We start from the raw sequence: 16,235 nt of genomic DNA on the forward strand, positions 1-16,235 counted from the left end.
GTCAGGCCCGGCCTTCCGCGAAGCTGTAGCAGGGCAGCGGTCCGGTGAGCCGCAGCTCGACCCGGTCGCGGTGGCCGGCCGCGAAGCGCTCCACGACGCCGTGGAACCGCCGCTCCTCGCGCCGGTCCAGCAGGAAGGAGACGTTGAGCACGCATCCCTCGACCTCCGGGCCGTGCACCTTGGCGTCCGCCACGGCGGAGAGCTCCGCGAGCACCGCGGCCGCGGCGGCGGCCGCCCTGCGCCCCAGCCCCCGCGCCACGGCCTCGCCGAGCCGCACGCTGGCCTCGTACCCCGGGGCCCTGCGGGCGGCGGTGCGCAATCGGCTCACCTCGGGGTCCTCCCGTACCAGCGCGCCCAGGTCGGCCTCGGTGGGCAGCGCCTTGAGGTTCATCTCGACCCGGCCGTCGACGCGTTCGAGCGCGGCCAGGCAGTCGTTCTGGGACGACAGAAGCTGCTGCCGTACCGACTCCTCGTCGGGGGCGATCATCCCGAAGCGCATCGGCAGCACCGGCCCGTCCGTCGCCAGCGTCAGGGCGAGGTCCTGGTGGGCGAGGAGGTCGCGCCGCTTGGCGCGCAGCCGGGCGGGAGCGTCGCTGATCACCGCGGCCAGCGCTCCGGCCCGGAGGGTACGGACCGGGGCGGGCCGCTCGCCCACTCCGGTGCGGCCGGGCGGCACCGCGTGGGAGGCGCGGACGACGCCGTAGACGTACACGCTCCGGGGCGCGGTCATGGATCAGTCCTCCTCGGACTCATGGATCAGTCCTCCTCGGATTCATCGGTCAGTCCTCCTCGGAAGGAGCGGGACGGCGGCGGGAGCGGGCGCCGGTGGCGGCGGTGCGCCGCCGGGGGCGGCTCTCCTGCTCCTCCGGCTCCTCTCGCTCCTCTTCCTGCTCCTCGTCGTCATCGGCCCCGACGGCCCGCTTGACCTTCTCCCCCACCCCTTCGACCGCCTTCTTGGCCTTCTTCTTGCCGACGCCGGCGGCCACCCGACCGGCCGGGCTGCCGCCGCCCGACATCCCGCCCAGCAGTTCGGGCACGGTCTTGCTGCGGTCGAATTCGAGGTCCACGCGGTTGCAGGCTTCGGCGAAGCGCAGGTAGGTGTCCACGCTGGCGACCACGATGCGGGCGTCGATCTTCAGGATCTCGATGCCGACGAGGGAGACCCGGATGAAGACGTCGATCACCATGCCCCGGTCGAGGATGAGCTCCAGGGCGTCATAGAGGGTGCCGGTCCGCTGAACGCAGACGACCTCTTCCGTGTATGTGCCAGTGGGCATCTCGGGGCGTCCTTTCGGCTGTCGTCTCAGCAGTCGTCGGCCGCACCGCGCCGGTAGCGGCGGACCCTCCGGTATTCCTGGAGTTCGCCCCGCTCGTCGACGCGCACCTCGTAGGTGGCCAGCAGGCTGGTGGTATCGGGGATCCGCGCGACCTCGAGGACGTCCACGCTGACGAGCCAGCCGTCCTCGTGACGGGTCACCCCACTGACGCCCTCGGGCTCATGGACGATCAGTGAGGCGAGCTGGTCGCATGCCTGCCGGGCGGCCTCGGCCGGCCGGGGCGGCCGGGACCTGGGGCTCGTCTTGGTGGCCGCGGGGCGCGGTTCTCGCTCTGCCATGTGCATCAGTGTGATCACAGCGCGTGCCCGGCCGCCTGTCGTGATGGGCCAGACGCGGGGGTCCATACGCCCGCCCGGCGCCCGCCCGGTTCGGGGCGCACCGCGTGGGGGCCGCGAGCCGACCCGGCGTAGTTGTCGTCGGGTGGCCGTACTCTGGAAGACCCCCGGCCCGTGACACGTGTCGGGTCGTTCGCGTTGTCCGCCTCCGGGATGGAATACCCCTTTATGAGCCTCACCGGTCTGCTCGACGTCGTCGTTAGGGACCCCGCGCTCGCCGAGGCGGTGCGCGGCGCCGCCGACGGCAATCGTCCCCACGTCGATCTGGTCGGCCCGCCGGCCGCCCGCCCGTTCGCCATCGCCGCGCTGGCGCGCTCCGCGGGCCGTCCCGTGCTCGCGGTGACCGCCACCGGCCGGGAGGCGGAGGATCTGGCGGCCGCGCTGCGCTCGCTGATGCCGCCAGGACTCGAAAACGCAGTGGTGGAGTACCCGTCCTGGGAGACGCTGCCGCATGAGCGGCTCTCCCCGCGCTCGGACACGGTCGGGCGGCGCCTCGCGGTGCTGCGCAGACTGGCCCATCCGCGCCAGGACGACCCGACGGCGGGCCCGGTCTCGGTCGTCGTCGCGCCCGTGCGATCCGTGCTGCAGCCGCAGGTCAAGGGGCTGGGGGACCTGGAGCCGGTGAGCCTGCGGGCCGGGGGGACCGCCGATCTGGAGGAGATCGTGGACGGCCTCGCGGCCGCCGCGTACTCCCGGGTGGAGCTGGTCGAGAAGCGCGGCGAGTTCGCCGTGCGCGGCGGCATCCTGGACGTCTTCCCGCCCACCGAGGAGCATCCGCTCCGGATCGAGTTCTGGGGCGACGACGTCGAGGAGATCCGCTACTTCAAGGTGGCCGACCAGCGCTCCCTGGAGGTCGCCGAGCACGGCCTGTGGGCGCCGCCCTGCCGGGAGCTGCTGCTGACCGACCAGGTGCGGGAGCGGGCCGCGGCCCTCGCCGAGGCCCATCCGGAGCTGGCTGAGCTGCTCGGCAAGATCGCCGAGGGGATCGCGGTCGAGGGCATGGAGTCCCTGGCCCCCGTCCTGGTGGACGAGATGGAGCTGCTGCTGGACGTCCTCCCGAAGGGCAGCATGACGGTCGTCTGCGACCCGGAGCGGGTGCGCACCCGGGCGGCCGATCTGGTGGCCACCAGCCAGGAGTTCCTCCAGGCGTCCTGGGCGGCCACGGCCGGGGGAGGCGAGGCCCCGATCGACGTCGGCGCGGCCTCCCTGTGGGGCATCGCGGACGTCCGCGACCGGGCCCGCGACCTGGGCATGATGTGGTGGTCGGTGAGCCCCTTCGCGGCGGATGAGGAGCTCACGGAGACACTTGCCGCTGACGCGGCGGGGGACACCGTCAAGCTGGGCATGCACGCCACCGAGAGCTACCGCGGCGACACCGCCCGGGCGCTGGCCGACACCAAGGGCTGGCTCGCCGACGGCTGGCGCACGGTCTATGTGACCGAGGGCCACGGCCCCGCCTCCCGCACCGTCGAGGTGCTCGGCGGCGAGGGGATCGCGGCCCGGCTGGACGGCGACCTCACCGAGATCAAGCCGTCCGTGGTGCATGTGTCCTGTGGCTCGATCGACTACGGCTTTGTCGACCCGGTCCTGAAGCTGGCCGTGCTGACCGAGACGGATCTGTCCGGGCAGAAGGCCGCGGGCAAGGACGGGGCGCGGATGCCCGCGCGCCGCCGTAAGACCATCGATCCGCTCACCCTCGAAGCGGGCGACTTCATCGTCCACGAGCAGCACGGCGTGGGGCGCTATGTCGAGATGGTGCAGCGCACCGTCCAGGGCGCCACCCGTGAGTATCTGGTGGTGGAGTACGCCCCGGCCAAGCGCGGTCAGCCCGGCGACCGGCTCTTCGTCCCCACCGACCAGCTCGAGCAGGTCACCAAGTACGTGGGCGGGGAGGCGCCGACCCTGCACCGGCTCGGCGGGGCCGACTGGACCAAGACCAAGGCGCGCGCCAAGAAGGCCGTCAAGGAGATCGCCGCCGACCTGATCAAGCTCTACTCCGCCCGGATGGCGGCGCCCGGCCATGCCTTCGGCGCGGACACCCCCTGGCAGCGCGAGCTGGAGGACGCCTTCCCGTACGCGGAGACCCCCGATCAGCTCACCACCATCGCCGAGGTCAAGGAGGACATGGAGAAGTCGGTTCCGATGGACCGGCTGATCTGCGGCGACGTCGGCTACGGCAAGACCGAGATCGCGGTCCGCGCGGCCTTCAAGGCGGTCCAGGACGGCAAGCAGGTCGCGGTGCTGGTGCCCACGACGCTGCTGGTGCAGCAGCACTTCGGCACCTTCGGCGAGCGGTACGGCCAGTTCCCCGTCAACGTCAGGGCGCTCTCCCGCTTCCAGACCGACACCGAGGCCAAGGCGGTGCTGGAAGGGCTGAAGGACGGCGCGGTCGACATCGTCATCGGCACCCACCGGCTCTTCTCCTCCGAGACCAAGTTCAAGGACCTGGGCCTGGTCATCGTGGACGAGGAGCAGCGCTTCGGCGTCGAGCACAAGGAGCAGCTCAAGAAGCTCCGCGCCAATGTGGACGTGCTGACCATGTCCGCCACGCCCATTCCGCGGACCCTGGAGATGGCGGTCACCGGCATCCGCGAGATGTCCACGATCACCACCCCGCCGGAGGAGCGCCACCCGGTGCTGACCTTCGTCGGGCCGTACGAGCAGAAGCAGATCGGCGCGGCGATCCGGCGTGAGCTGCTCCGCGAGGGCCAGGTCTTCTACATCCACAACCGGGTGGAGTCCATCGACCGGGCCGCGGCGAAGCTGCGCGAGATCGTCCCCGAGGCGCGGATCGCCATCGCCCACGGCCAGATGTCGGAGACCGCACTGGAGCAGGTCGTGGTCGACTTCTGGGAGAAGAAGTTCGATGTGCTGGTCTCCACGACGATCGTCGAGTCCGGTATCGACATCTCCAACGCCAACACCCTGATCGTCGAGCGCGGTGACAACTTCGGCCTCTCCCAGCTCCACCAGCTCCGCGGCCGGGTCGGCCGCGGCCGCGACCGCGGTTACGCGTACTTCCTCTACCCGCCCGAGAAGCCGCTCACCGAAACCGCCCATGAACGGCTGGCCACCATCGCCCAGCACACCGAGATGGGCGCGGGCATGTATGTGGCGATGAAGGACCTGGAGATCCGCGGCGCGGGCAATCTGCTCGGCGGCGAGCAGTCCGGCCATATCGCGGGCGTCGGCTTCGACCTCTACGTCCGGATGGTCGGCGAGGCCGTCGCCGACTACCGGGCCTCGATCGAGGAGCGCGACGGCGAGGCCGCGGAAGCGCCGCTGGAGGTCAAGATCGAGCTGCCGGTCGACGCGCACGTCCCGCACGACTACGCCCCCGGCGAGCGCCTGCGCCTCCAGGCGTACCGCGCCATCGCCTCCGCCACCAGCGAGGACGACATCCGCGCCGTCCGCGAGGAGCTCACCGACCGCTACGGCAAGCTCCCCGAACCGGTGGAGAACCTCCTCCTGGTCGCGGGCCTGCGCCTGCTGGCCCGCGCCTGCGGCGTCACGGACATCACCCTCCAGGGCTCCAACATCCGCTTCTCCCCGGTGGAGCTCCGCGAATCCCAGGAGCTGCGCCTCAAGCGCCTCTACCAGCGCTCGGTGATCAAACCGGCCACCAAGCAGGTCCTGGTGCCCCGCCCCTCGACCGCCCGCATCGGCGGAAAGCCGCTGGTGGGGCGGGAGCTGCTGGCATGGACGGGGGAGTTCCTGACATCGATCCTGGGGTCGTGACGACGACCCTGGGGTCGTGAGGGTGCGGCTGTTCTGAAGAGTGGCTTGTCGGTAACCGGCTTGCCCGCGGAGCCACCGTGCATGGAAAATGCATGCATGGTGGCTCTGCAGATTCGGGATGTGCCGGACGAGGTCCGCGAGATACTGGCCGAACGGGCGAGGCAGCTCGGCCAGTCCCTCCAGGGATATCTGTTGGACCTGGTCAAGAACGAGGCCGAGCGAGCGGGCAACGTTGCGCTGTTGCAGCGCTTCGAGGGACGAACGGACGGCGCCGAGAGTTCCATGAGCGAGACCGTGCGCGAGCTCGACGCCGACCGCGCGGCGCGCGCCGCCGGGCTCGGGTTCTCGCCGGGCGAACCGGGAGCGACCGCGTGATCATTGTGGACGCGAGCGTCCTCACCGAAGCGCTCACCGGGGACGCCGCCGCCGGGAAGGCGGCCCGCGCCCGTCTCGCCCAGGATCCGCATTGGGCGGCGCCCGGCCATCTCATCGTCGAGACCTTCCACGCGGTACGCGGTCGGCTCCTCGGAAAGAAGATCACCCAAGCTCGCGCCGACGACGCCGTGGCCGCGCTGACCGGGGCGTCGATCGAGGCGATCGGTATCCAGCCGCTCCTCATACGCATGTGGGAGCTGCGGAGCCAGGTCTCGGGCTACGACGCGGCGTACGTCGCGGCGGCGGAGGTGTACCGGGCTCCGCTGATTACCGGCGACGCCAGGCTGAGCCGTTGCACCATGGCCCGCTGCGAGATCGAAGTCATCGGCTGACGCGCGGGCCGGGAGGGGACAGGGGCGGGCCGCGCGCGACACCCCCGTCGTCGCGCGGCGGCCGACCCTGGCTCGTCAAGGACATTAGGCGGGCGTGGCACCGGCGGCGAGGAACGATGTGCACAGTGAGGGCGCCGGGTGGTTCCCGTTCGAACGGTGAGTGCTTTGGTGAACGGTGAGTACGGCCGCGAACGGTGAGAGCGCACCGGCGCGCATCGCGGTGTCCCGGCTCAGAGCGATCCCAGGGCCCGCATCGCCAGCCACAGTTCGTACTTCGCGCTCGGGGCGGTCAGGAGGGATCGGCCCAGCACGTCCTCCGCCCTGGTCAGGCGCTTGCGCGCGCCCGGTGGCGAGATGCCGAGGGCGGCGGCTGCCGCGGGGAGGCGGGCGTCGGCGCGCAGCCAGGTGCGTACGGTCTCCAGCCCGGCCGTGGGCCTGGCCTGTTCCAGGGGGCGTAGCTGGGCCCGGGCCCAGGTCCCGGCGGCAGGGGTGCCCAGCACCGTGTCCAGCGTGGCGGTGGGCCCCGGCGGGGCCTGGGCGCGGGCCGCCGCGGCCTGGGGCGCGGTGTGCAGCCGCAGGGCGAGCCAGGCGGCCGACTGCGCGGCCAGGCTGCGGCTGACCTCCACGCCCAGCAGCTCATCGAGATGGCGCATCCGCGCGGCGAGCGTATTGCGGTGGATCTTCAGATGGCGGCTGGCCGCTCCACCGAAGCTGAGCCAGGACCCGAGTGTGCCCAGCAACTCCTGCGGGCCTGGGTCGGCGCGGCGGGCCGGGGCGTAGCGCAGGCAGGGAGCCAGGAGTTCGCTCGCCCACAGATACCCCTCCGGGCCCGCCAGTACGGTCACATCCACGTCGCCGCCGAAACCGGCGCGGCGCTCGGGCGCGTTACGGGCCACCGCCAGCGCGTGGATGGCCTGCTCATAGGCGGTCGGCGTATCCCGCAGCGCGACCGCCGCGCTCACCCCGACCCGGCACTCCGGCACCAGGCGGACGATCAGCAGGTCCAGTGATGCGGGGAGCGGGGGGTGAGGGTCGCCGCTCACCTCGGCCGGGTCCGTCCCGATGGCCGGGTTCGCCGTCTCCGGCGGTACGAGCGCGAGGACGTGGTTCGGGCGTACCGGGCACGGCACGATCCACGCCGCGCCGCCCGCCTCGCGGTCGATCCGCCGGGCGATCTCGCGCCGCCGGGGGCGCGGACACTCGATCACGTACATCTGGACCACCGCGGGCAGCGTCGGCCGCAGCGCCCCGGCGATCCGCTGCGCGGCGGGCACGCTGCCCACCATCAGCAGATGCAGCACCGCCTCCCGGCTGTGCTCCTCGGCCGACTCGATCCGCCGCCGCGCCCGTTCGGCCTGCTCCAACCGCCAGCACAGGGCGAGGGTGCGCGCGGCGTCGGCGAGCAGCGTTCCGCAGTGCGGATCGTCCGGCCCGATGACGGCCAGATACGTGCTCGGGTCGGTGTCGAGCGCGATCAGATGCACCGGCGGCCCCTCGCCCCCGCCCAACACGGCGGACGGCGCCCCGCGCCGGTTCAACTCGACGGCCGCGTCGGCGGCCGGCCGAGTCACCGCCAGGTCGTGCTCCCCACCCGGCCCGGCCAGCACCCGGCCCGTGTCCCCGACCAGCACGGCCGGGCCCCCGGCACGCCGGGTCAGCCAGCCGAGCATGTCCCGAACCGCCCCGCGCCGGGAGGCCAGCCGGGCGAGGGCGAGAACGTTATCGGCGCGGTCGGCGCGCACGTCGGAGGGCGAGGCGGGCATGAAACAGCACATTAGTTCCGATCGCCTGGGTTCCCGAAGGGGCTCGGACCGGTCTGTGGGAAACCTGTGGAGACGGCGGAGGCCACCGGAAGCGGGCGTGGGAACCGCGCCTGTCAGCAGGCGCATGGGCGCGGATGCGGTACTCGCGCATCGGTGACCAACGGTGCGCGGGGTTGTCTCACGAGATGGCCAAGGACTCGTGTCTCACCAGCGTGGCCGGTTTCTCCGAGCGCTTCGGGACCACTGTCATCCTGTGGCCCGCGGATCCGCGAGCAGGCCGGGCAGGGCAAAGAGGGCCCGGCCTTGCGTCATGCTGGTGTGCTCGATCCAGCCGCCCGGCAGGGCCAGCGTGTGGCGGCGTAGGCGGCAGCCGGTGGTGCGCATGACCGGGGAGAGGTGGCAGGGGTCGAGCTCCTCGACCAATAGGCTCGGGACGCTGGTGGGTGGGTTCTTCTTCCCTGCGACGGCGAGCGGCAGGCGCCCGGTAGCGGCAAGAGGCAGCGGCGCCACCCGCCAGATCGGTCCGCGGAGGGTGGACAGGCTGGCGCGGCCGAAGTCGCGTTCCTCGAGCGGGGTCATCGGTTCGCCGTTGGTGCCGGTCAGGCCGTGGAACAGCTTCTCGGCGCGGCCCTGGTTGACGATCTGTCCGGTGTCGATGGTGAAGGTCCGGGAGAAGAACATGCGCGGCGGGTAGCCGGCCCGCTCAAGCGCCGCCGCGTACGCGGCGACCTGGGGATGGATCTGGCGCAGATGGGCCGCCGCAGCACGGTCGATGGGTTGCAGCTCGTCGGCCTGGCCGGTGAGCGCCTGAAGAACGGCGGCCACGTCCCCACCAGTGGCATGTGCGAACTCCTCCCGGCGGCCTAGTCCGCGGGCCCGCTTGTGGGCCAGCAAGGTGTTGAGAAGGGGCCTGGTTGCGTCGGTGTAGCCGGAGTTCGGGCGCACGGCGGTGGCCGGATAAAGGTGCAGGGCGGTGAAGGTGCCGTCGGGGTGGAAGTTGGGATCGGCCGCGAAGTACGGGCCGTCGGCGTTGGCGAAGCGGTACAGCCGTACCGTCCGGGCCCGGTGCGGCACCGAGAGGGTGCCGGTGAGCGCAGCCCGCACCGTGGCGGCCGTCAGCCGGGCGGTGTCGGAGGTGATGTGCAGATAGGGGGCGCCGGGTTGGGAGTAGACCGGCTCGTCCAAGTGCTCGATCACGGTCTCGGGCAGCTCACCTTCGATCCGTTCATGGGAGATGAGCAGGTGGGGGCCGGTGGCGAGGACGTGGTGGCCGTCGATGCGGACGTCGGTCAGTTCGCAGATCCCGACGAGCGGGGCGAAACGGAGCTCGCACGCGGCGGTGGCGGCGCCGTGCCCGAGCACGTCCAGTAGCGGCCGGTATGTCCGCAGGCGGCGGCCAGATCCTCGATATACGCCTGGCGGTCGACGCCGGAGCGGCCGGTGAAGCCGAGGGTGTAGGGGGTGATGGAGAAGCGGATGCCGTCGAAGACATCGGTGAACTCCTTCACCAGGTGCTGGTGCACAGCGGCCAGTCGCGTGGAGTGGCGGGAGTAGCCGACGGTGGAGATCCGCAGCTTCACGCCCAGGACATCACGGGCGAGCTGGGCGTAGTGGTCGAGGTGGGGGTAGGAGCCGATGTCGTTGTCCAGGTAGGGGAAGACCACGCCGGGGCGGTGGATACGGCCCGAGGCGATGGCCGGCTCCGCTCGGCGGCAACCTTCGCGAGGGCGGTGAACAGTCCGGTCAGCCCCTCTCGGGTCAGGCTCCAGGTGTCGCGGCCGGCTCCTTGCGAGCACATGGCGCATCCGTTGAAGCAGCCGACCTGCGGGGCCAGATATTGGAGGCGAGTGAAGGCGTCGTCCGGCAGGTGCCGCAGCTGCTCCAGCAGCCCGGGTACGACGGTGGTGGTCATGACGGTGTCACCTCGCTGGAAGTCGGTGGTGCGGAAGCGGGCGGGTCAGCCGCCAGTGCGCCTGCACGCACCGTTCAGCAGTGCGGTCCCATTCCCGCCCCCACGGGCATCCCAACGCACCAGCTCGGTGGATGAGCCCGCCCGCTTCTTCGCCATCCCTGAGGGCTACCCGCCAACACACCGGACAGCACCGGAAGTGCTGCCGCGCCCGCTGACCCGCTGGCCAGGGCGACGAGTTCGGCGAACACTCCTCCAACGTCGGCCAGTTCCTCGTGCCCCCCGTGCTCGATCACGTGCCCCTCGCGCATGACGAGGATGCGGTCAGCCAGTTGCGTGTTCTCGAGCTGGTGTGTGACGACGATGGTCATGCGGCCGGCGGCGATGCGCCGGATCATGCGGGAGGATCTGGGCATCCTCGACTGAGGCCCGGGGCGCGGTCGGCCACCACCTCCGGGGCCGCCGCCATGACCTCAGGGGTAATCGACGCCCCGGGCGCGGCGCGGCAGGCTGATCCGTGTCCGCCGCAGACGCCGGACCGGACCCAATCGCCGACCAGCCCGGAGCACGTGCCGGAGCACTTGGAGGAGCCATGCCCGCCGCCTATGCGCTCGCGCATCTGCACGGCCGCAGTCCGCACCCCGACATCATCGAGTACCTGGAGCGGATCCAGGCCACCCTCGACCCCTTCCACGGCCGCTTCCGCATCCACGGCGGCGAGCTGGAGGTGGTCGAGGGGGAGTGGCCGGGCAGTGTGGTGCTGATCGAGTTCCCGGGCGGGATGGCGGACGCCCGCGAGTGGTACGCCTCGCCTGCCTATCAGGACATCCTGCGGCTCCGCACCGACCACATCGAGGGCGTCGTGGTCCTCGTCGAGGGCGTGGACTCCGGCTACGAGCCGCTGGCGCGCGCCGAGAAGCTGCGGGCCGCCGACCCCGGCGGCTACGCCCGCTAGCGCGCACGCCGCCCGGCGGACCACACCCCGCGGCATCGATACGCGGCTCCGCCGCCCGGCAGGGGCTTCGCCCCTTGGTCCCCGGGGGGCGGGGGCGGAGCCCAGTTGTGGGAAGGGGCGGGGAGGGGCGTGGCCCGCCGCAGGCGTCACGGTCCGTCGGGCACCACCTGGCGCGCACGCCTCCCCACCACGGTCACCGCCCCACCGCGTACCCCTGCGCGCCCCGCGGATTGGCGGCGGCCAGCAGGACGCCCGTCTCGGGGTCGCGGGCGACCGCGCACAGTCGTCCCTCCGACCAGGGCTCGCCGACCACCACATCGTGGCCGCGGCGGCGCAGCTCCGCGACGGCGGTCTCGTCGATCCGGGACTCCACGACCACCCGTCCCGCCGTCATCGCCCGCGGGTGGAAGGAGCCGGGGAAGGACTCCTGGTGCCAGTTGGGGGCGTCGATGGCGCCCTGCAGATCCAGGCCGGAGCGCACCGGGGCCCGCAGCGCGACCGCGAGGAAGAAGTGCGTGCTCCACTGGTCCTGCTGATCGCCGCCCGGGGTGCCGAAGGCCATGACGGGGGTGCCGCCGCGCAGTGCGAGGGAGGGGGTGAGCGTGGTGCGGGGGCGGCGGCCGGGGGTGAGGGAGCTGGGCAGCCCGGGGTCCAGCCAGGTCATCTGGAGCCGGGTGCCGAGCGGGAAGCCCAGCGCGGGAATGACGGGGTTGGACTGCAGCCAGCCGCCGCTGGGGGTGGCCGCGACCATGTTGCCCCAGCGGTCCACGACGTCGAGATGGCAGGTGTCGCCCCGCGTCACCCCGTCCGGCCCGACGGCCGGTTCGCCATCGGCCCGTTCGCCCGGAGCCGGTCCCCGAACGGCCGATCCCCCGGCGGCCGGTCCGCCGAGGGCCGGCCCGAGGCCCGGTCCGCCGACCGTCGGTTCCCCGCCGCCCGGCCCGGCGGCCGGTCCGGCCGCCCCGGAGGCCGCGCGGGCCACGGCGGCCAGCGCCTGCTTGCTCAGCCGCGGCGTACGGCCCCCGGGGCGCCCGGGGCGCAGCTCGTACGAGGCCGCATCGCCGATCAGCCGCCGCCGCTCGTCGTTGTACGGACGGGAGAGCAGCTCCGCCAGCGGCACGTCGGCGGCGTCCCCGTACCACGCCTCCCGGTCGGCCATGGCCAGCTTGCCGCCCTCGATCAGGGTGTGCAGGAAGTCGGGCGTCCCCAGGTCGTCCGCGGTCAGCCCGTCCGGCAGCAGGGCGAGTTGCTGCAGCAGCACCGGCCCCTGGCTCCAGGGCCCGGCCTTGCACACGGTCCAGCCGTTCCAGGAGTAACTGACCGGCGCCTCGTACGTGGCCTCGAAGGCGGCCAGGTCGTCCCCGGTGAGCGTCCCGGCGTGGCGCTGCCCGGAGGAGTCCATCGCGGGCCGGGCCGCCGCGTTGGCCAGCTCCTTCGCGATGAAGCCCTCGCGCCAGACCCGGCGGGCCGCCTCGATCTGTGCCTCGCGCCCCGCCCCGGCCGCCTCCGCCTCGGCGATCAGCCGCCGCCAGGTGGCGGCCAGCGCCGGGTTGGTGAGCAGCCGCCCGGCGGCGGGGGAGGTCCCGTCCCGCAGATACAGCTCGGCCGAGGTCGTCCACTCGGTCTCGAACAGCTCCCGCACCGCCTCGACCGTCTCCCCGATCCGCTCGACCGCGGGATGGCCGTGCTCGGCGTAGCCGATCGCGTACCGCAGCACCTCGGCGAGCCGCTTCGTCCCGTGGTCGCGCAGCAGCACCATCCAGGCGTCGAACGCCCCGGGCACCGCCGCCGCGAGCGGGCCGGTGCCCGGGACGAGGTCGAGGCCGAGCGCGGTGTAGTGGTCGATGGTGGCCCCGGCGGGGGCCGGGCCCTGGCCGCACAGCACGGTGGGTTCGCCGCCCGCCGGGGCGAGGATGATCGGCACCTCACCGGCGGGCCCGTTCAGATGCGGCTCGACCACATGCAGGACGAACCCGGCGGCCACGGCCGCGTCGAAGGCGTTGCCGCCGTCCTCCAGGACGGCCATGGCGGACTGCGAGGCCAGCCAGTGAGTGGAGGACACCATGCCATGGGTGCCCTGCAGGGTGGGCCGGGTGGTGAACATGCGGCGGGCTCCTGATCTCGTACGGGGGCGGGTGCGCGGGCGGGGCTCAGGGGACTGACGGGGCTGAGGTGTCCTCAGGGGGCCGGGGTGGCTCAGAGGGCCGAGGCGTTCTCAGGGAGCCGGGGCGTTCTCATGGGGCCGAGGTGTCCTTATGGGGGCATGGGCATGGGTCATGGTGCCGAGGCGTCCGGCGCCGTTCCGTCGTCCGCCACCAGGTGGCAGGAGACCTGCCGACCCCCGCCGCCCGCAAGTACCCGCAGCGCGGGCGGCTCGATACGGCAGCGCTCGACGGCCAGCGGACAGCGGGTGTGGAAGCGGCAGCCCGGGGGCGGATCCAGCGGGCTGGGCAGCTCCCCGCTGAGCACGATCCGGGCGCGCGACCGCTGCGCGGCCGGGTCCGGCACCGGCGCCGCGGACAGCAGCGCCTGGGTGTACGGATGCTTGGGGTCGGCGAACAGCTCGGCGGCCGGGGCCTGTTCCACCAGCTGCCCCAGATACATCACCGCGATCCGGTCGGCGAGGTACTCGACGGCGGCCAGGTCATGGGTGATGAACAGACAGCCGAAGCGCCGCTCCCGCTGCAGATCCGCCAGCAGATTGAGCACGGACGCCTGGACGGAGACGTCCAGCGCCGACGTCGGCTCGTCGGCCACCAGTAGCTGCGGATCGACCGACAGCGCGCGGGCGATCGAGACCCGCTGCCGCTGCCCGCCGGAGAGCTCATGGGGCCGTCGCCGCGCCAGTTCGGGCCGCAGCCCCACCTGGGCCAGCAGCGCGGCGACCCGGTCGCGCAGGGCGTCGCCGGAGGCCAGGCGGTGCAGCCGCAGCGGCTGGGCGACGATGGCGCCCACGGTCATCCGGGGGTCGAGCGAGGAGGACGGGTCCTGGAAGACCAGATGGAAGTCCTTGCGCAGCGGACGCAGCGCCCGCTTCGACAGCCGGGTCACCTCGCGGCCGTTGATCGTCACGCTGCCCGCGGTCGGCCGGTCCAGCCGTACGGCGCACCGCCCCACCGTGGACTTGCCGCTGCCGGACTCCCCGACCAGGCCGACGATCTCGCCCCGGCCGATGCTGAGGCTGACCCCGTCGACCGCCTTGACGGTGCCGGCCGGGCCGGTGAAGTGGCGGACGAGGCCGCTGATGTCGAGCACGGCGTCATCCCGCGGCGCCTCCACGGACGCGACGGCGGCGGTCATGAGGCGGCCTCCTGATCAGGGCGTTCGGGGCGCTCAGCGCGTTCAGCGCGTTCAGCGCGTTCAGCGCGTTCAGCGCGCTCAGTGCGTTCAGCGCGCTCAGTGCGTTCAGCGCGCTCAGTGCGTTCAGTGCGCTCAGTGCGCTCAGTGCGCTCTTCGGGGCGTTCGGTCTGCTCGGAGCGTTCGAGCTGTTCGGGGCCTTCGAGACGGTCCGGACGCCCGGGATCGACCGGCACCGGATACCAGCACGCCGCCTCGTGCCGCTCGCGCAGCGCCCGCAGCGCGGGGCGCTGCGCACCGCACCGTTCATCGGCAGAGGAGCAGCGGGGCTGGAAGGTGCAGCGGTCCGGCTGTTCGGTGAGGCTCGGCACCAGTCCGGGGATCTCCTGGAGCCGCCCCCGTTCGCCCGCCGCCCGCCTCCGGCCGGGGACCGGCACGGCGCCGAGCAGCCCGCGGGTGTACGGATGGCGGGGCGCGGTGAACAGCGCGTCCACCGGGGCCTGTTCGACGCCCCGCCCCGCGTACATCACCAGCACCCGGTCCGCGATGTCGGCGACCACGCCCAGATCGTGGGTGATCAGCACGATGGCGGTGCCGAGCCGCTCCCGCAGGGACTGCAGCACCTCCAGGATGCCCGCCTGCACGGTGACGTCCAGCGCGGTGGTGGGCTCGTCGGCGATGAGCACGGCGGGGTCGCAGGCGATCGCGATGGCGATCATCACCCGCTGCCGCATACCGCCGCTGAGCTGGTGCGGATAGTCACGGGACCGCTGGGCGGGGGCGGGGATGCCGACGAGGTCGAGCAGGTCCACGGCCCGTTCGCGCGCCGTGCGGCGGTCGAGCCCCTGATGGCGCCGGAGGACCTCGCCGACCTGGCGGCCGATGGTGAGGACGGGGTTCAGGGAGGTCATCGGTTCCTGGAAGATCATCGCGATCTCCCGGCCGCGGACGTCCCGCAGCTCCTTCTCGTCCGCCCCCACCAGCTCCCGTCCGCCCAGCCGGATGGAGCCGCCGACGCGCGCGGTGGGCGGCAGCAGCCCCATCACGGCGGTGGAGGTCACGGACTTGCCGCAGCCGGACTCGCCGACCACGGCCAGCACTTCACCGGCGGCGATGTCGTACGACAGCCCGTCCACCGCGTGGACCACGCGGGTCGGGGTGCGGAAGACCACGGACAGGTCCCGCACGCTCAGGGCAGGGGTCGCGGAAGTGGTCATCGGCTCTCTCCGGACGCGGTCATCGGGCTCTTTCCCGACGTGGTCATCGGCTGTCTCCCTGGGGGTCGAGGATGTCGCGCAGCCCGTCCCCGAGCAGATTGAACGCGAGCGTCGCGGCGATGATCGCCAGTCCAGGGAAGACCGCCATCCAGGGCGCGGCGGCGATGTACGCCTGGGCGCTGGAGAGCATCACGCCGAGCGAGGCGGACGGCGGCTGGATGCCGAGGCCGAGGAAGCTCAGCAGTGCCTCGCCGATGATCGCGGAGGGGATGCCCACGGTGGCCTGGACGGTCAGTGCGGACAGGGCGCCGGGGAGGATGTGGCGGAAGAGCACGGTGCCGTCCCCGCCGCCGTTGGCCACCGCCGCCGCCACATAGTCGAGGTGCTTGAGCCGCAGCGTCTCCGCCCGGGTGATCCGGATGACGGCCGGGATCTGCGAGACGCCGACCGCGATCGTGGCGTTCAGCAGGGACGGTCCGAGGATGGTGGCCAGACCCACCGCCAGCACCAGGAAGGGGAAGGCGAGCAGGGTGTCGGTGAGCCGGGAGACCACCGAGTCGGCGAACCGCCCGTAGTAGCCCGCGATCAGCCCGAGCGGCACCCCGGCCGCGAAGGCCAGCGCCACCGCGAGCAGACCGATCTGCAGCGAGGCCCGCACCCCGTACACCACCCGGGAGAGCTGGTCGCGGCCCAGGTCGTCGGTGCCCAGCCAGTGGGCCCAGCCCGGCTGGTGGAGGGCGGCCGAGAAGTCGGGCCGGGCCGGGTCGTACGGCGCGATGAGCGGTGCGAACACCGCGATCAGCACCAGGATCGCGGCGGCCACGGCCCCGGTGAGGGCCAGCTTGTTGCGGGTCAGCAGCCGGAGCCGGGACAGCGGCGCGAGCGGGGCCCGCTCCCGCTCCTCGGCGACGGGAAGG

At 72.8% G+C, this 16,235-nt stretch carries 14 protein-coding genes and 1 pseudogene; 4 read left to right on the top strand and 11 right to left on the bottom strand.

Translation table 11 applies throughout. The features are described 5' to 3' along the window. Position 1: 1 nt before the first annotated feature. Genes BLV72_RS21505 through gvpO form a run of 3 tightly spaced genes read right to left on the bottom strand, consistent with a single transcriptional unit; the run spans position 2 to position 1,615 of the window. Positions 2-730 (bottom strand): GvpL/GvpF family gas vesicle protein, encoded by a 729-nt coding sequence (locus tag BLV72_RS21505; RefSeq protein WP_093464195.1) that lies wholly within the window; start codon positions 728-730, stop codon positions 2-4. Positions 731-779: 49 nt separating this feature from the next. Then, the gene (gene gvpJ, locus BLV72_RS21510; protein ID WP_093464197.1) at positions 780-1,277 is read right to left on the bottom strand and encodes a gas vesicle protein GvpJ; all 498 of its coding nucleotides are present in this window, start codon (positions 1,275-1,277) and stop codon (positions 780-782) included. 26 nt (positions 1,278-1,303) lie between these two features. Then, positions 1,304-1,615, bottom strand: coding sequence for a gas vesicle protein GvpO (gene gvpO, locus BLV72_RS21515; RefSeq protein WP_093470471.1), 312 nt, complete (start codon positions 1,613-1,615; stop codon positions 1,304-1,306). Between the two features lie 225 nt (positions 1,616-1,840). Between gvpO and mfd the strand changes: the two genes are divergently transcribed. The 3 genes from mfd (at position 1,841) to BLV72_RS21530 (ending at position 6,177) form a co-directional block, all read left to right on the top strand. Beyond that, positions 1,841-5,410, top strand: coding sequence for a transcription-repair coupling factor (mfd, locus tag BLV72_RS21520; protein ID WP_093464199.1), 3,570 nt, complete (start codon positions 1,841-1,843; stop codon positions 5,408-5,410). Between the two features lie 96 nt (positions 5,411-5,506). After that, positions 5,507-5,785, top strand: a complete 279-nt coding sequence (locus tag BLV72_RS21525; RefSeq protein ID WP_093464201.1) for a hypothetical protein — start codon at positions 5,507-5,509, stop codon at positions 5,783-5,785. Beyond that, positions 5,782-6,177 carry a type II toxin-antitoxin system VapC family toxin gene (locus tag BLV72_RS21530; RefSeq protein ID WP_093464203.1) on the top strand — a complete coding sequence of 132 codons (396 nt, stop codon included), beginning with the start codon at positions 5,782-5,784 and terminating at the stop codon, positions 6,175-6,177. Before BLV72_RS21525 ends, BLV72_RS21530 begins: the two co-directional genes overlap by 4 nt. Positions 6,178-6,407: 230 nt before the next feature. Here the strand turns inward: BLV72_RS21530 and BLV72_RS21535 are convergent, their stop codons facing one another. The 4 genes from BLV72_RS21535 to BLV72_RS21550 all read right to left on the bottom strand — a co-directional run bounded on the left by BLV72_RS21535 (position 6,408) and on the right by BLV72_RS21550 (position 10,247). After that, entirely contained in the window at positions 6,408-7,940 is a 1,533-nt protein-coding gene (locus tag BLV72_RS21535; RefSeq protein ID WP_093464205.1) for a helix-turn-helix domain-containing protein, read from the bottom strand. Positions 7,941-8,186: 246 nt separating this feature from the next. After that, positions 8,187-9,302 (bottom strand): hypothetical protein, encoded by a 1,116-nt coding sequence (locus BLV72_RS21540; RefSeq protein WP_093464207.1) that lies wholly within the window; start codon positions 9,300-9,302, stop codon positions 8,187-8,189. Further along, the gene (locus tag BLV72_RS21545; protein ID WP_093464208.1) at positions 9,230-9,604 is read right to left on the bottom strand and encodes a hypothetical protein; all 375 of its coding nucleotides are present in this window, start codon (positions 9,602-9,604) and stop codon (positions 9,230-9,232) included. The genes BLV72_RS21540 and BLV72_RS21545 overlap by 73 nt, the downstream gene beginning before the upstream one ends. 322 nt (positions 9,605-9,926) lie before the next feature. Beyond that, on the bottom strand, positions 9,927-10,247 hold the full coding sequence (locus BLV72_RS21550) for a hypothetical protein (protein ID WP_093464209.1): 321 nt from the start codon (positions 10,245-10,247) through the stop codon (positions 9,927-9,929). A 194-nt stretch (positions 10,248-10,441) separates the two neighbouring features. On the opposite strand from BLV72_RS21550, the gene BLV72_RS21555 reads away from it, so the two are divergent. Further along, positions 10,442-10,804 carry a DUF1330 domain-containing protein gene (locus tag BLV72_RS21555; protein ID WP_093464210.1) on the top strand — a complete coding sequence of 121 codons (363 nt, stop codon included), beginning with the start codon at positions 10,442-10,444 and terminating at the stop codon, positions 10,802-10,804. 193 nt (positions 10,805-10,997) lie between these two features. Here the strand turns inward: BLV72_RS21555 and BLV72_RS21560 are convergent, their stop codons facing one another. The 4 genes and pseudogenes from BLV72_RS21560 to BLV72_RS21575 all read right to left on the bottom strand — a co-directional run bounded on the left by BLV72_RS21560 (position 10,998) and on the right by BLV72_RS21575 (position 16,177). Continuing rightward, a complete protein-coding gene (locus BLV72_RS21560; RefSeq protein WP_093464211.1) occupies positions 10,998-12,908 on the bottom strand; it encodes a gamma-glutamyltransferase family protein in 1,911 nt (636 codons plus the stop codon). A 170-nt stretch (positions 12,909-13,078) separates the two neighbouring features. Then, the gene (locus tag BLV72_RS21565; protein ID WP_093464212.1) at positions 13,079-14,104 is read right to left on the bottom strand and encodes an ABC transporter ATP-binding protein; all 1,026 of its coding nucleotides are present in this window, start codon (positions 14,102-14,104) and stop codon (positions 13,079-13,081) included. Between the two features lie 206 nt (positions 14,105-14,310). Further along, positions 14,311-15,318: pseudogene (locus tag BLV72_RS21570) on the bottom strand (ABC transporter ATP-binding protein); the annotation flags it as partial. Positions 15,319-15,361: 43 nt separating this feature from the next. Then, complete coding sequence (locus BLV72_RS21575) at positions 15,362-16,177, bottom strand: ABC transporter permease (RefSeq protein WP_425288530.1); 816 nt, start codon at positions 16,175-16,177, stop codon at positions 15,362-15,364. Between the last annotated feature and the right edge of the window lie 58 nt (positions 16,178-16,235).

It is taken from the genome of Streptomyces melanosporofaciens (assembly GCF_900105695.1).
In the GTDB taxonomy this organism is placed as follows: Bacteria; Actinomycetota; Actinomycetes; order Streptomycetales; family Streptomycetaceae; genus Streptomyces; species Streptomyces antimycoticus.

What these genes read in the sequence shown, in the direction of transcription:
- BLV72_RS21555 (WP_093464210.1), top strand. Translation starts at nt 10,442, where the DNA reads ATGCCCGCCGCCTATGCGCTCGCGCATCTGCACGGCCGCAGTCCGCAC.
- BLV72_RS21505 (WP_093464195.1), bottom strand. Translation starts at nt 730, where the DNA reads ATGACCGCGCCCCGGAGCGTGTACGTCTACGGCGTCGTCCGCGCCTCC.
- BLV72_RS21560 (WP_093464211.1), bottom strand. Translation starts at nt 12,908, where the DNA reads ATGTTCACCACCCGGCCCACCCTGCAGGGCACCCATGGCATGGTGTCC.
- mfd (WP_093464199.1), top strand. Translation starts at nt 1,841, where the DNA reads ATGAGCCTCACCGGTCTGCTCGACGTCGTCGTTAGGGACCCCGCGCTC.
- BLV72_RS21565 (WP_093464212.1), bottom strand. Translation starts at nt 14,104, where the DNA reads ATGACCGCCGCCGTCGCGTCCGTGGAGGCGCCGCGGGATGACGCCGTG.
- BLV72_RS21525 (WP_093464201.1), top strand. Translation starts at nt 5,507, where the DNA reads ATGGTGGCTCTGCAGATTCGGGATGTGCCGGACGAGGTCCGCGAGATA.
- gvpO (WP_093470471.1), bottom strand. Translation starts at nt 1,615, where the DNA reads ATGGCAGAGCGAGAACCGCGCCCCGCGGCCACCAAGACGAGCCCCAGG.
- gvpJ (WP_093464197.1), bottom strand. Translation starts at nt 1,277, where the DNA reads ATGCCCACTGGCACATACACGGAAGAGGTCGTCTGCGTTCAGCGGACC.
- BLV72_RS21535 (WP_093464205.1), bottom strand. Translation starts at nt 7,940, where the DNA reads ATGCCCGCCTCGCCCTCCGACGTGCGCGCCGACCGCGCCGATAACGTT.
- BLV72_RS21550 (WP_093464209.1), bottom strand. Translation starts at nt 10,247, where the DNA reads ATGATCCGGCGCATCGCCGCCGGCCGCATGACCATCGTCGTCACACAC.